This is a genomic window from Nocardia sp. CDC159 (assembly GCF_023740735.1).
Taxonomy (GTDB): Bacteria; Actinomycetota; Actinomycetes; order Mycobacteriales; family Mycobacteriaceae; genus Nocardia; species Nocardia pulmonis.
The window spans coordinates 75,658-88,968 of record NZ_JAMRXH010000008.1 but is presented as its reverse complement, the minus strand read 5'-3'; the positions used below and the strand labels follow the sequence as shown (position 1 = coordinate 88,968).

Annotated in this window: 14 protein-coding genes; 12 read left to right on the top strand and 2 right to left on the bottom strand. The window is 69.3% G+C overall.

The genetic code is table 11. From position 1 onward, the window contains the following. The first annotated feature begins 25 nt into the window (after positions 1-25). On the top strand, positions 26-505 hold the full coding sequence (locus NDR87_RS19275) for a MarR family winged helix-turn-helix transcriptional regulator (RefSeq protein WP_251914474.1): 480 nt from the start codon (positions 26-28) through the stop codon (positions 503-505). 4 nt (positions 506-509) lie between these two features. On the opposite strand, the gene NDR87_RS19270 is transcribed toward NDR87_RS19275, so the two are convergent. Beyond that, positions 510-737 carry a plastocyanin/azurin family copper-binding protein gene (locus NDR87_RS19270; RefSeq protein WP_251914475.1) on the bottom strand — a complete coding sequence of 76 codons (228 nt, stop codon included), beginning with the start codon at positions 735-737 and terminating at the stop codon, positions 510-512. Between NDR87_RS19270 and NDR87_RS19265 the strand changes: the two genes are divergently transcribed. The 10 genes from NDR87_RS19265 (at position 727) to tsaD (ending at position 10,500) form a co-directional block, all read left to right on the top strand. After that, positions 727-1,092 (top strand): hypothetical protein, encoded by a 366-nt coding sequence (locus tag NDR87_RS19265; protein ID WP_251914476.1) that lies wholly within the window; start codon positions 727-729, stop codon positions 1,090-1,092. The genes NDR87_RS19270 and NDR87_RS19265 overlap by 11 nt on opposite strands. A gap of 93 nt (positions 1,093-1,185) precedes the next feature. Beyond that, entirely contained in the window at positions 1,186-2,961 is a 1,776-nt protein-coding gene (locus tag NDR87_RS19260; protein ID WP_251914477.1) for a hypothetical protein, read from the top strand. Further along, entirely contained in the window at positions 2,958-3,779 is an 822-nt protein-coding gene (locus NDR87_RS19255; protein WP_251914478.1) for an ESX secretion-associated protein EspG, read from the top strand. Before NDR87_RS19260 ends, NDR87_RS19255 begins: the two co-directional genes overlap by 4 nt. A gap of 138 nt (positions 3,780-3,917) precedes the next feature. Beyond that, positions 3,918-5,354: an NAD(P)H-hydrate dehydratase gene (locus NDR87_RS19250; RefSeq protein ID WP_372494236.1), complete on the top strand. Its 1,437-nt coding sequence runs from the start codon at positions 3,918-3,920 to the stop codon at positions 5,352-5,354. Between the two features lie 134 nt (positions 5,355-5,488). Beyond that, positions 5,489-6,628: an alanine racemase gene (gene alr, locus NDR87_RS19245; RefSeq protein ID WP_251914480.1), complete on the top strand. Its 1,140-nt coding sequence runs from the start codon at positions 5,489-5,491 to the stop codon at positions 6,626-6,628. Continuing rightward, entirely contained in the window at positions 6,625-7,725 is a 1,101-nt protein-coding gene (locus NDR87_RS19240; protein ID WP_251914481.1) for an alpha/beta fold hydrolase, read from the top strand. The genes alr and NDR87_RS19240 overlap by 4 nt, the downstream gene beginning before the upstream one ends. Continuing rightward, positions 7,718-8,167, top strand: coding sequence for a tRNA (adenosine(37)-N6)-threonylcarbamoyltransferase complex ATPase subunit type 1 TsaE (gene tsaE, locus NDR87_RS19235; RefSeq protein ID WP_251914482.1), 450 nt, complete (start codon positions 7,718-7,720; stop codon positions 8,165-8,167). Before NDR87_RS19240 ends, tsaE begins: the two co-directional genes overlap by 8 nt. A 109-nt stretch (positions 8,168-8,276) precedes the next feature. Beyond that, positions 8,277-8,939, top strand: coding sequence for a tRNA (adenosine(37)-N6)-threonylcarbamoyltransferase complex dimerization subunit type 1 TsaB (tsaB, locus tag NDR87_RS19230; protein WP_251914483.1), 663 nt, complete (start codon positions 8,277-8,279; stop codon positions 8,937-8,939). After that, positions 8,936-9,469 (top strand): ribosomal protein S18-alanine N-acetyltransferase, encoded by a 534-nt coding sequence (rimI, locus tag NDR87_RS19225; protein WP_251914484.1) that lies wholly within the window; start codon positions 8,936-8,938, stop codon positions 9,467-9,469. The genes tsaB and rimI overlap by 4 nt, the downstream gene beginning before the upstream one ends. Then, positions 9,466-10,500, top strand: coding sequence for a tRNA (adenosine(37)-N6)-threonylcarbamoyltransferase complex transferase subunit TsaD (gene tsaD / locus NDR87_RS19220; RefSeq protein WP_251914485.1), 1,035 nt, complete (start codon positions 9,466-9,468; stop codon positions 10,498-10,500). Before rimI ends, tsaD begins: the two co-directional genes overlap by 4 nt. Before the next feature lie 448 nt (positions 10,501-10,948). Here the strand turns inward: tsaD and NDR87_RS19215 are convergent, their stop codons facing one another. Next, positions 10,949-12,355: an Hsp70 family protein gene (locus NDR87_RS19215; RefSeq protein ID WP_251914486.1), complete on the bottom strand. Its 1,407-nt coding sequence runs from the start codon at positions 12,353-12,355 to the stop codon at positions 10,949-10,951. Between the two features lie 624 nt (positions 12,356-12,979). Here NDR87_RS19215 and groES point away from each other — a divergent pair. Continuing rightward, positions 12,980-13,282: a co-chaperone GroES gene (groES, locus tag NDR87_RS19210; RefSeq protein ID WP_195107235.1), complete on the top strand. Its 303-nt coding sequence runs from the start codon at positions 12,980-12,982 to the stop codon at positions 13,280-13,282. The last annotated feature ends 29 nt before the right edge of the window (positions 13,283-13,311 follow it).

The window sequence follows — 13,311 nt, the reverse complement described above, 5'->3', positions numbered from 1 at the left end:
GTCGCACCCCACGCAGGAGGAACAGATGACCGCGGATGCCTCGCTCACCGGTCTCGCCGACGGCTGGTACGCCCTGTCGGTGCTGCACGATCGGATCGAATCGCGCATCGAGCGCGCCCTACAGAGCGGTCACGGCCTCAGCGTGCGCGAATTCTCGCTGCTGGTGGTGCTGAGTCGGCAGCACGACGGGCCCGGCGGCCATCTACGAATGAATCAGGTCGCCGAGTCGGTCGCGCTGAGCCAGAGCGCCACCACCCGCCTGGTCACCCGCCTGGAGGATCGCGGCCTGCTGCAGCGCTACCTGTGCCCCGACGATCGCCGCGGCATCTACACCGACGTCACACCCGCGGGCCTGGCCCTGCTCGACCAGGCCCGCCCGACTCATGACGAGGCCCTGGCAGCCGAACTGCGTCAAGCCGCCGCCGATCCCGAACTGGCCCCCCTGGTTTCGGCCGTCGAGGCACTGAACACCGCATCCGCCCGCAAGGCGCACTCACCCGCCTGAGCTGCTACCGCACGGTGATCGAGCCGCGCATCTCCGGATGCAACGGGCACAGATACCGGTAATTACCCGGCACGGTAAAGGTGTGACTCCACTCCCCCCTAGTGAAGATGGGACTGTTGATCCCCATCGCCGCATCCCCGATCCCCTGCACCTGATGCGGCACCTTGTCGGAGAACTTCCAGGTCACAGTGTCCCCCACCCGGATGCTCAACACCCCCGGAGTGAACTTCATATCGCTCACCTCGACGGTCACCGTCGCGGGCTGCACAACGGTCGGACTCGCCTCGACCGATGTGGCCGTCGCGGTGGTCACCGATGGCCCGGAAGCGGTTGTCGCCGAACCACATCCACCGATCACCCCCGCCGCGGCGATCAGCACCGAAGCAACCCCGATCCGCACGCCGACCCCATGCCCCATAACCCCACCCTATCCCGTCCCGATAACCACCGGTTCGCCCGAGCACCATCGCGGGGCGGTCCGCATGCGGCCTCCGCTGACCGGCGACGTGCTGCCGACCGACCAGCGCGGGTCGCGCCGAGATTATCCCCGGGTGATCGGGAGCGATTTCGAGATGATCCATCCGTGATCGTCCGTCCGGTCTAATTCTTGGCGTGTCACCGGGGTTTCCCCGATCGCACGAGCAGCCGGGACCGATGCCGGGACGATTATCGGAGGATCAGTGGGCGACAACCAGACGGGCATCGTCAAGCTGGAACCGGGGGCCGCGGAGTCGTGTGCTCAGGCGTGTGCGGAGATGGTCGATCAGCTCGGCGCCGTGCAGCGACTGATCGATGCCGTCAAGGTCGAGAAGTTCGGAGGCCTGGCGTCGGGGAATTCGCTCGAGGAGCGATTCAACACCAAAAACCAGCAGCTCTCCGCGATATTGGATGAACACATCGAGCTTGTCACCGACCTCGGTACCAAGATCATCGATGCGGGGAAGATGTACATACAGGCCGATCAGGAGTCCAAGAGCTGGTTCGAACGCCTCGAGAAGATCGAGTTCGTGCCGGATCCGAACCGGAAGCTCGATCCGCCGACCGTGAGCAGCGCCAATTCGTCCGGCAGCGGTAAACCGCAGGTTCCCGCGGACGGTGCGGGAATGGATCCGGGCGGCACATCCCCGGAACCCGCCGACAGCCTCGGATGGGGCACGCTGTACAGCCTCGGTCAGAACATCGATGCCAGTTCGGTGCGTTCGGCCGCAAACACCTGGAAGTTCGCCCGTGAGCAGATCGTGACGTCGGCGCGGACACTCGTCGACAAGGTGAGCGGCGTGACCGCGCAGCAGTGGTGGGGCGTGGGGCCGAAGGCGATCAAGGAGACGGCGCAGCGATACCAATCCGCCGTCGGCAATCTCGCCGACCGGATGAACACCCTGGTTCAGAACGCCGAGTACACCGGCGGCTGGCTGGACAGCACGAAGGCCGGATTGTCGGCGATGCCCGCGACACCTCCGACCGATCAGGCCGAGGCGGATGCGGAGCTGAAGAAGTATCGCGAGATCTATCAGAGCAATTACGAGAACAACTACCCCGCTTCCGACGCGGCATTTCCGGTGTGGCCCAAACCCGAAGGTGTGCTGTCCGACGAGAAGATGACCGTGGACAACAAGTCCGACGGCGACCGCGGCGGCAAGAACGAGCACGGCGGAGGCGGTGAGGAGAACCGCAACGACGATGGTGGCGAGGGGAAGGGCTCCGGCGAGGAGGAAAGCAAGGGCAAGGGCAAGGGTGAGGAAGGCTCGGCCGGCGGCGGCTCCGGCGCGGGTAAGTCCGGAGGCGGGGAATCCGGCGGCAGCGGCTCCGGCAAGAAGGAATCCGGTTCGAAGTCGGGCTCGGAACACGGCAAGTCGAAGACCGATCCGAGATCCGGTGGCCACAGCAGGGTGTCCGATCCCTCGAAGACCCGACCGTCGGACCCGCCCGCTGCGAAAGACCGTGCGGTACAACCGCCGAAGGCGCCGACCAACCGCCCCGATCCCGCGTCCCTGCTCAGCAACATGATCGGCCCACTGGGCAATGCGATCAATCAGGGCGTGCAAGCGGCGGGCCAGCTGGCCCAGGCCGCCATACAGGCGAAAGCCGCCGAAATGGCCGGCGCGCAGGGGCCCGCATCCGGTCCGGGCGCCGGCGATCCGAAGCCGGGTGGCGGAGGGGGTGGACGCGGGGGTGGTTCCGGTGTCGGGCCCGCACCGCTCAGCTCGGACACCACGATGCAATCGAGACTCTTTCCGCGCGCGACGATGTCGGTTCCCGGCGGCGCGAGCCTGCTCGGTGCGCCTAGCACGTGGGGTCCGGGCGCTGGCGTGCCGATGGTTCCCGGTATGGCCGGGGGGCCCGCCGCCGGGCTGCGTGCGCAATCGCAGGCCGATCGGGCGAAGGTCCGCGACGAGCCGTTCCTCGACGAGACCGAGCTCGAACCGACAACCGTCCGGCCGGTGCTCGGCTCATGACGAACACGACCTGGCGGTACACCGATCTGGAGTTCGTGGTGCTGTGGGAGCGCTACTCGGATCTGCCGTTTCCCTCTCCTCTGCTGTACACCAGTCGGTTCTCCCGACAGGACGACTACGAGCGGGAGAAGCGCCGGATCTGGGAACAGCTGTGCGATCGGGTGCCCACGGAGGTGGTCTGGGCGATCGGAACTCTGGGGCGCCCCGATGTGTGCGTGACCGCGCAGGGCTGGTGTGACCAGGACGTGGAGAATCCGGACAAGCACATCCGGATCTCCGCCGCACGATCGGCCGTGGCGGGCTATGTGGTGACCCAGTTGCCGGGCGAAACGCGGTGGCACAGTGGTGGTTACACGATCGCCGAATGCCCGGCCCGGCAACTGGCCGCGACGCTGGTGGCCGCGCTGCCGGAGGTCGCGGCCGGCAGCCGGCCGAATATCCCGATCGTGCAGCCCGGTGGCATCGACCCCTACAAGTTGTTCGACGACTCGCGCGATACCCCCGAGACCCGCAGCAGACGCTTTCTGGAGTTGCCCGCCGCGACCACCGGCCGGATCAGGGTGCGCCAAGGCCGGTCGAAGTTCGGCCAGCGCGGCATCGCCGAACAGGTGTTCAGCTGGCGCGATCTCGCCGACGACGGACGGTACGTGATCGCCGAGGGCGACGATCGGGTGGCCGTCGGCACCGGGCCCCAGCGGCTGATCAGGATACTCGACGAGGCGATCGAGGCGATGGTCACGCGGCTGGAAACCCATTGGGAGACGGGCGAATCGACCGCCGGTGAATGGTCCGTCCCGATGCGTCGGCCGTGGGGGTGACCAGCGGATCTCTCCTGGTTTCGGACCGGTCGGCAATCTCTCCGATCCTGGTGCCCCGACACACCCGGGTGCCGGGAGAAGGGGACATCCGGCGGTAGTCTGCGAGGCGGATGCGTCGTGGTGGAGGAGGCGATGGCTGTGCTCGGGTATTTCACCGCCGACGAGGTGCGGGCGGCGGAGGCGGAGCTGTTCGAGCGGGTGGCGGCGGGGGTGCCGATGCGGCGGGCCGCTCATGGGCTGGCCGATGTGGTGGCGAGGGAACTGCGGGAGCGGACCGGTGGGGTGGCCGGGCGGTCGGTGACGCTGCTGGTCGGGTCGGGGGACAACGGTGGGGACGCGCTGTGGGCCGGTTCGATGCTGCGTCGGCGCGGGGTCGCGGTGTCGGCGGTGCTGCTGTCGCCCGAGCGAGCCCATCGGGCCGGACTGGCGGCGCTGCGGCGCACCGGCGGGCGGGTGCGTGCGGATCTCGGTGCGCCGGATCTGGTGATCGACGGGATCGTCGGCATTTCGGGGCGGGGGCCGCTGCGGCCGCGCGCGGCCGAACTCGTTGCGGGCGTGCGGGTTCCGATCGTCTCCGCGGATCTACCCAGCGGCGTCGATCCCGATACCGGTGCGGTGGACGGGCCCGCCGTGCGCGCCGATGTGACCGTGGCCTTCGGCGCCTACAAGCCGGTGCACGCGCTGGCCGCGCCCTGGTGCGGTCGAATCGAATTGGTACCCATCGGTTTACGACTGCCCGAACCGAATCTCGCTGCGCTGGAACCGGCTTCGATCGGGCGGCAGTGGCCGATTCCCGGCCCGCACGACGACAAGTACACCCAGGGCGTCACCGGCATCTGCGCGGGCAGTGCGACCTACCCGGGCGCGGCGGTGCTGTGTACAGGCGGTGCGGTGGCCGCGACCTCGGGCATGGTCCGTTACGCCGGTGCCGGCGCCGACGAGGTGCTGGCGCACTTCCCGGAAATCATTGCGGCTCAGTCGGTTTCCAAGACCGGACGGGTGCAGGCCTGGGTCTTCGGCCCGGGCGCGGGGACCGACGACGCCGCCCGCGACCGGCTTTCGGAGATTCTGTCCACCGACCTGCCGGTGGTGATCGACGCCGACGGCCTGACCCTGCTGGCCGCCGAGCCGGCCCTGGTCACCGACCGCGCCGCGCCCACCATCCTCACCCCGCACGCCGGTGAATTCGCCCGCCTCACCGGCGCCGAGCCCGGTCCCGATCGAGTAGCGGCGGTACGCCGCCTCGCTGCGGGCTGGCGGGTCACCGTCCTGCTCAAGGGTCGCGCCACCCTGATCGCCGCCCCGGACGGACCCGTCCTGATCAACGAGGCGGGCGGCTCCTGGGCCGCCACCGCCGGTGCGGGCGACGTCCTGTCCGGCATCATCGGCGCCCTCCTCGCCGCGGGCCGCGACCCGTCCTGGTCCGCGGCCGCCGCCGCCCGAGTCCACGCCCTGGCCGCCAACCTCGCGGCCCACGCCCACCCCGGCCCCGGCGCCCCGATCTCGGCCGTCCCCCTGCTCCACCACATCCGCCCGGCCATCCAAACCCTCAGGGCCCTGAGCGAACCCAACTGACCCTGCTGCCGGGCGCGCTGGGCGGAGAGTCGATCCTTACGGCAACGCTAGCGACCTGGAGTTCACTCCAAGCAAGTACTTTCTCGGCCACGCCCGTACCTCCCCACCTGAGACAGGTGGCAGGATCGGTAACCGTGAGTAGTGCCGATCCGCAGGTGGAAACCGTCGTCGATCTGAACGCCATCGCACACAACGTGCGAATTCTGCGCCAGTACGCCGGTGAGGCCGCGGTGATGGCGGTGGTGAAGGCCGACGGCTACAACCACGGCGCCGTGCAGGTCGGCCGGACGGCGCTGGCCGCGGGCGCCAGCGAACTGGGCGTCACCACCATCGACGAGGCGCTGGCACTGCGCGCGGCGGGCATCGACGCACCTATTCTCAGCTGGCTCAACACCTGCGCCAGCGATTACGCCGCCGCGGTGGCCGCCGATATCGAGCTGGGCATCTCCTCCGTCGCCCAACTGCGGACGGTCGAACAGGCCGCCCGCACCCTCGGCCGGACCGCCACGGTGACCCTCAAGGTCGACACCGGCATGAACCGCAACGGCATATCGCCCACCGAATACCCCGAGGTGCTGGCCCTGCTCCGGCAACTGGTCGCCGACGGGGCGGTGCGATTCCGCGCGATGTTCTCCCACCTCGCCTGCGCCGACGAGCCCGGACATCCGTCCATCGACATGCAGCGCGACCGCTTCCTCGACGCCATCGCCACCGCCAAGCAGTACCGCCTGCAACCCGAACTGGTGCATCTGGCCAATTCCCCCGCGACACTGACCCGCCCGGACCTCGCCTTCGATATGGTCCGCCCCGGCATCGCCGTGTACGGGCTGTCGCCCCTGCCTCAGCTCTCCGACTTCGGTCTGCGCCCGGCCATGACCTTCCGCGCCCGGGTGGCCCTGGTGAAGCGGATCGCCGCGGGGGAGGGCGTCTCCTACGGACACCGCTGGATTGCCCCGCGCGACACCACCGTCGCCCTGATCCCGGCCGGATACGCCGACGGCGTGCCCCGCACGCTGACCGGTCGCATCGCGGTGCGCATCGGCGAGCACGACTATCCGAGCGTCGGCACGATCTCGATGGACCAGCTGGTGATCGACCTCGGCGACAATCCGGAGGATGTACGGCAGGGGGATACGGCCGTACTGTTCGGCCCCGACGGCCCGCATCCGCAGCAGTGGGCCGACCTGCTCGGCACGATCAATTACGAGATCGTCTGTATGCCGCGCGGCCGGGTCGTGCGACGCTATGCGAACGATCCGGAGCAAGCGGGATGAGAATGAAAACCGAACGCGCGCAAGCTTTTCGAACCACTGTCCGGCGCGGCGGCCTGGCCACCGCCGGACTGCTGGGCACCATGGCCGGTGCCCACGCGCTGCGCCGGTTGGGCGCGGCCGTGCGCTGGCCGGCGCGCCGGGACGAGCTGCGCGAGGAGGATTTCACCCTGCTCGACCGCGACCGCGCGCATACGGTCGTCGCCGACGACGGTGTGACGCTGGCTGTTCGCGAGTGCTCCGGGGAAAAGGCCGCCGCCACAATGGTTTTCGTGCACGGGTTCTGTAACAGCATGGAGTCGTGGCATTTCCAGCGCCGCGATCTGGAGAAGCTATGGGGCGGCAAGGTCCGGATGCTGTTCTTCGATCAGCGCGGCCACGGCCGATCGGGTATGCCGAGCACCGACAGCTGCACCGTCCCACAGCTGGGCCGGGATCTGGCGGCGGTGGTGCGTGAATGCGCGCCGAGCGGGCCGTTGGTGCTGGTCGGACATTCGATGGGCGGCATGGCGATTCTGGCCGCGGCGGCTCAGTTCCCGACGCTGTTCGCCGAGCGGGTGCGCGGGGTGGCGCTGCTGTCGACCGCCGCCGCCGAGGTCGCCTCCACCGGAGTCGCACAGCTGCTGCGCAACCCGGCACTCGACGGTTTCCGCGCGGCCGTCCTCGCCTCGCCGGCGCTGGCGCAGGCGGGCCGGGTCACCGCACGGGGCATCATCACGCCGCTGCTGCACGTCAGCTCCTTCCACGGCGACGTGAGCCCGACCCTGTCCCGGTTCACCACCGCGATGATCGATCGGACGCCGGTGGCGACGATCGTGAAATTCCTAAAAGCCCTGCAGCTGCACGACGAATCGGCCGCGCTGCCCACCCTCGAACCGCTGCCCGCGCTGGTGCTCGGCGGTGTGCACGATCTGGTGATCCCGTTCCGCAACTCCCTGGCCCTGGCCCGGCAGCTGCCCGAGGCCGATCTGGTTCGCGTCACCGACGCCGCGCACATGGTGCATCTGCAATATCCGGAGCTGGTCAACGCCGCGCTGGATCGCCTGCTGCTCCGCAGCGGCGCCCTCGGCCGCACCCGACGAAAGGCCCTGCATGGCTGAGCAACGACTGTTGCCCACGGTCGAGGACACCGAGGCCCTGGGCCGCGAGCTGGCCGCCGAACTGCGGGCCGGTGATCTGGTGGTTCTCGACGGCCCCCTGGGCGCGGGCAAGACCGCCCTGACCCGTGGCATCGCCGCCGGGCTCGGCGTGCAGGGCCGGGTCAGCTCCCCGACCTTCATCATCGCCCGGCAGCACCGCGCTGGCACCCAACCCGGCGCGGTCGGCATGGTCCACGTCGACGCCTACCGCCTCGGCGGCAATCTCGACGAACTCGACGCCCTCGATCTGGACACCGATCTCGACGAGTCCGTGGTCGTGGTCGAATGGGGCCACGGCGTGGTCGAACATCTCACCGACCGCCACCTGCTGGTCCGGCTCCGGCGCGAGCCGGACTCCGATATCCGCACGGCCACCTGGGAATGGATCGCCCAGCCGATGTGATGCCCGACACGGGGCCGAAGGGGTGGAAATCGCCGAAGGCCCTGCGCATTCGCTCCGGGTGACGGCGCTGCCGTCGGGTAGGTGACCAGCCGGTATCGTAAGGACAATCATGCTTGTACTCGCCATCGACACCGCGACACCTGCCGTTACAGCAGGATTGGTGGAACTGGAGCAGGGCGCCCGCCACACTCTCGCCTCCCGGGTGACCGTGGATGCGCGCGCGCACAACGAGGTCCTCACCCCGCAGGTCCTCGCCTGCCTGGAGACCGCCGGACGCTCCCGGACCGACCTCGATGCGGTCGTCGTCGGCATCGGGCCCGGCCCTTTCACCGGACTGCGGGTCGGGATGGCCACCGCGGCCGCCTTCGGTGACGCGCTGGGCCTGCCCGTGCACGGGGTGTGCAGCCTGGACGCCATCGCCGCCGACGCCTGGCGTGAGATCGCGGACGATTCGGCCGAACTGCTGGTAGTCACCGATGCCCGCCGCCGCGAGGTGTACTGGGCCCGCTACCGCGGCACCGGCCGTATCGACGGTCCCGGTGTGTGCAAGCCGAACGACCTGGATGCCGGTGAGGCCACGGTGATCGCCGGATCCGCCTCGCACGTCGATCTTTTCGATCTGCCCGTGCTGCCGGTGGAGACGCCCTCCCCGGCGGGCCTGGTCGCCTGCGCGGCCGCCGACCTGCGGGCGGGGATCGCCCCCGCGCCGCTCGAACCGCTGTATCTGCGCCGCCCCGACGCGGTCGAACGCAGCTACCAGGCGGTGCGATGAGCGAGCAGACCCGGCCGAGCGTCCTCATCGAACCGATGGGGTCGGCCGATATCGAGCGTTGCGTGGAACTCGAGAAGATCCTGTTCCCCGAGGATGATCCGTGGTCGGAGGTGGCCTTCGCCTCCGAGCTGTCCGGTGCGCACAACCGCTATCTGGTCGCGCGCGACGCGTCCGGCCGCATGCTCGGCTATGCCGGAATCGCCCTGCTGGGCAGCCCGGAACATCCCGAGGCCGAGGTGCACACCATCGGCGTCGACCCGCGCTGCCATCGCTCCGGCGTCGGCACGCTGCTGCTGCGCGCGCTGCTGGCCGAGGCCGGGCGGCGCGGCGGACCGGTGTTCCTGGAGGTGCGCACCGACAATGCCCCGGCCATCGCGCTGTACCAGAAGCACGGCTTCCACATCATCGGTCTGCGCAAGAGCTACTACCAGCCCAGCGGCGCCGACGCGTTCACCATGCGCCGCCCCGCGATGAGCGGATTCCCGCGACCCGAGGCGGGCGTCGGGCAGGATACCGAGGTGCTGTCATGATCGTGCTGGGCATCGAGAGTTCGTGCGACGAAACGGGTGTCGGCATCGTGCGCTGGCCCGGCGACGGCACCTGCGAACTGCTCGCCGACGAGGTCGCCTCGAGCGTGGATCAGCATGCGCGCTTCGGCGGTGTGGTGCCGGAGATCGCCTCGCGCGCCCATCTGGAGGCGATCGTGCCCGCGATGCGGCGCGCGCTGGCGGCGGCGGGCGTCGCCAAGCCCGATGCGGTGGCCGTGACCATCGGACCCGGGCTCGCGGGCGCCCTGCTGGTCGGCGTCGCCGCCGCGAAAGCCTATGCGGCGGCGTGGGATGTCCCGCTGTACGCGCTCAACCACCTGGGCGGCCACGTCGCCGTCGACGCCCTCGAGCACGGCCCGATGCCGCCGTGTGTGGCGCTGCTGGTCTCCGGTGGCCACACCCATCTGCTGCACGTCAGCGATCTGGCCGAGCCCATCGTCGAACTGGGCAGCACCGTCGACGACGCGGCCGGTGAGGCGTTCGACAAGGTGGCGCGCCTGCTCGATCTCGGTTTCCCCGGCGGACCGGCGCTGGATGCCGCCGCGGCGCACGGCGATCCGCAGGCCATCGCCTTCCCGCGCGGTATGACCGGCCCGCGCGATCCACGCTACGACTTCTCCTTCTCGGGCCTGAAGACCGCGGTCGCGCGCTACGTGGAGGGCATCCGGCGCGAGGGCCGCGAGCTGCCGATCCCGGATATCGCGGCCTCGTTCCAGGAGGCGGTCGCCGATGTGCTCACCCTGAAGGCGATTCGCGCCGCCCAGGACGTCGGCGTCGACACCCTGGTGCTCGGCGGCGGCGCCACGGCCAACTCCCGTATCCGCTCGCTGGCCGAACAGCGTTGCGCCGAAGCGGGTCTCACCCTGCGCGTCCCCAAGCCCCGCCTGTGTACCGACAACGGCGTCATGATCGCCACCCTCGGCGCCCATGTGATCGCGGGCGGCGCCAAGCCCTCCCCCCTGACCGTCGCCACCGATCCGGGCCTGCCGGTCTCGACCAGTCAGATCCGCTGAGCCGCAAGGTATTCGGTCCCGCCTTGCCTGTCGACCCGGCAGGCCACGATCCTGCACTGCCTCTGCAGCCGGCACGCCGATGACCGTGTGCGCCAGCGTCATCTCCACGCGAATCTGCGGGCCATCGCTGCGTGGGTGGTGCCGTTCGTGGTCCAGCTCGTCGGCGAATGGGTGGTCGACATCGTCATCGACATCCCACGTGGGCCGAGCGATGTGGTGACCGCCGGGACCGCGCACCACGAGGTCTACGGGCGGTTCGCCGCCACCAACGCGGAGTTCGTCGAGCGGACCGGCCAGCGCGTCACCAGCTACTGGTATTGCTACTACCGCAACCGCTTTTCACGTCCCGACTATCCGGGCCGCATTGTGCTGGACGAGCTCGACGAGGCCGCGGCGGCCTATCGGCGCGCTCTCGACGAGCGCATCCGCGCCTACCGCAGGGGATGGCTCAGTCGGTGGGGCGGATCGGGTTCGAGCCGGACGAGCCCGAATTCGAGCGCGGGACGGTGGCGCCCGGATTCTGGGCGGTGGTGCCGATCAGGGGGCCGAGCAGGCGGGGGAGGTCGGGGAGCGGGATCTGGGGGAGGTCCGGATCCGGGCGCAGGGGCGGGCCGACCGGGGTCTGCGAGCGGGCGGGGCCGGTCGTCGGTGGCTGGTTGTTCGCTGACGGGGGTGTAGTGCCGTCCGTTCCGCCCTGTCGGGCCGGGGTGGTCGCGGGACCGCCCGGGGTGGGGGTGGGAGCGGGGGACGTGCCCACCTGCGCGGTATCGGTGGTTCCGGCGGGGCTGACGTCGTGATTGGCGGTGGGGACCAATTCCTTGACGCCGTAACCGACGACCAGGCCCACCACCACGACCGCACCGGCGAGAGTGCCGACCAGCTTGGTGAAGGTACTCGGCGAACCCTCGCTGCCGAGACCGATCGCCGGGAAGGGCGAGGGCTGTGCCGAATCCGCGATGAGCGCCGCACCCTTCGCGATCGCCGCCTCCGGTTCGGGCACGGTGTGCACGCGAACCTCGAGCAGCTGGTCGAACGCGGCGATGACGGCCGGAATGTTCGCTCCGCCGCCGATGACGGCGACCGCCTGCGGATATTTGGGCGCGCGGGTGAACACCGCGGAGACGAATGCCGCGGCCTCGCGCAGCAGATCGGCGATGAGCTCGTCGAAATCGGCCCGGGTCAGCTTGAGCGGCTGTCCCGCAACGTGATCGATGGTCACCGCGGGCGCTATGGACAGATGCTCCTTGGCCGCGCGGCTGCGGTTGACGAGCATGCCGCGATTGGGGCGGGTGCCGCGGCGGGCGAAGTGACAGTCGAGCAGATGGTGGTAGATCAGCTCGTCGATGGCGCTGCCGCTGACCGTCTCGGAGCGCTCGCAGCGCAGCACCGTATCGTCGGCCAGATCGGCCACGGTGACGCTCATTCCGGACGCGCCGACGTCGATGACGCCCACCGTGTCGTAGCGGTCGAGCAGGCCGGTGTGGCGCAGATAGGCCAGGGCCGCGGTGCTTTCGGGGATGAGCTGCACATCGCGGCGCTGTCGGCCGATGGCCGCGCGGATGGCCACCGCCTGCTCCCGGTCGCGGTAGGCGACGGCGATCGCGCCGGGCGCGGTGACGGCGTCGGTGCGCGCCATCGGGATCCCGCTGTGGGTGGGCACGGGATACAGGAAATCGCGGGGCATCTGGGTGGTCATCAGCTCGATCGAGGACACCACCAGATCACCGAGATCGGAATGCGCCATATCCGCCGTGACGACGCGGTAGTCGAAGTTCTGGGAGCCGTTCGGCGCGGTGCCGACCAGCGCCGAGCACACCACCTCGTTCCCGGCGGAGATGCCGAGGGATGTTCGCATGTTCACCTCCCTTCGAGCGGATGGTCGCGGTGTCGCCGACCATCTCGAACGGACACGACGAACCTCCGCGTGGATGGCGGACGGCCCGAGCGGCGGATCCGGAGATCACTAGCGGTCTTGCTCTCGTTCTCAGGCTTGCGCGAGGGGCGTCGCGCAGTGGGGTGAAGCGGTTGTCAAATGCTCGGCGGACGGCGTGAGGAAGCATCCCTGTCGGCACGGAGTCCGCGTCGGAGGCAACATCACGGAGCCGTCGTCCATAGTGTCACAATCCGTTATCCGAACGTTACAGTTTTTTCGGATCGATTGCTACGTACTGCGCGCGTGTCGCGTTTGTGCCAATTTCACTCCCCGGACACCCATTCGTCCTGGTCAGACGCTCAGTATTTTTTGACCGTCCGCTTGCTGGCGGATGCACCCGGTAGCACAACCCTCCCTTGAGCGCTGGCACTCTCCTGTATAGAGTGCTAGTTGGCACTGGATGTGCTCAGATGCCAGCTTGACTACTGAGCAGGGGTCCCGGCACCCGCGACGACGGGGCTATGCCCAGGGTCAACACACGACCGAAACCGTGAGTCCGGGGAACGGCCCCGGACGACCGAATCCCCTGAAAGTGGAGGGCTCAACGTGGCGAGCGTGAACATCAAGCCGCTCGAGGACAAGATCCTCGTCCAGGCCAACGAGGCCGAGACGACGACCGCCTCCGGCCTGGTCATCCCCGACACGGCGAAGGAGAAGCCCCAGGAGGGCACCGTCATCGCCGTGGGCCCGGGCCGCTGGGATGACGAGGGCGAGAAGCGCATCCCGCTGGATGTGAAGGAAGGCGACACCGTCATCTACAGCAAGTACGGCGGCACCGAGATCAAGTACAACGGCGAGGAGTACCTGATCCTGTCCGCGCGCGACCTGCTGGCCGTCGTCGACAAGTGACCGCGCGCAGCGGGATCGAGTCGTAACGG

Bases quoted from the DNA above. Each gene is read 5' to 3' on its own strand.
- NDR87_RS19270 (WP_251914475.1), bottom strand. From the start codon at position 737: ATGAAGTTCACTCCGGGGGTGTTGAGCATCCGGGTGGGGGACACTGTG.
- NDR87_RS19240 (WP_251914481.1), top strand. From the start codon at position 6,625: ATGAGAATGAAAACCGAACGCGCGCAAGCTTTTCGAACCACTGTCCGG.
- NDR87_RS19275 (WP_251914474.1), top strand. From the start codon at position 26: ATGACCGCGGATGCCTCGCTCACCGGTCTCGCCGACGGCTGGTACGCC.
- tsaE (WP_251914482.1), top strand. From the start codon at position 7,718: ATGGCTGAGCAACGACTGTTGCCCACGGTCGAGGACACCGAGGCCCTG.
- rimI (WP_251914484.1), top strand. From the start codon at position 8,936: ATGAGCGAGCAGACCCGGCCGAGCGTCCTCATCGAACCGATGGGGTCG.
- NDR87_RS19255 (WP_251914478.1), top strand. From the start codon at position 2,958: ATGACGAACACGACCTGGCGGTACACCGATCTGGAGTTCGTGGTGCTG.
- tsaB (WP_251914483.1), top strand. From the start codon at position 8,277: ATGCTTGTACTCGCCATCGACACCGCGACACCTGCCGTTACAGCAGGA.
- tsaD (WP_251914485.1), top strand. From the start codon at position 9,466: ATGATCGTGCTGGGCATCGAGAGTTCGTGCGACGAAACGGGTGTCGGC.
- NDR87_RS19215 (WP_251914486.1), bottom strand. From the start codon at position 12,355: ATGCGAACATCCCTCGGCATCTCCGCCGGGAACGAGGTGGTGTGCTCG.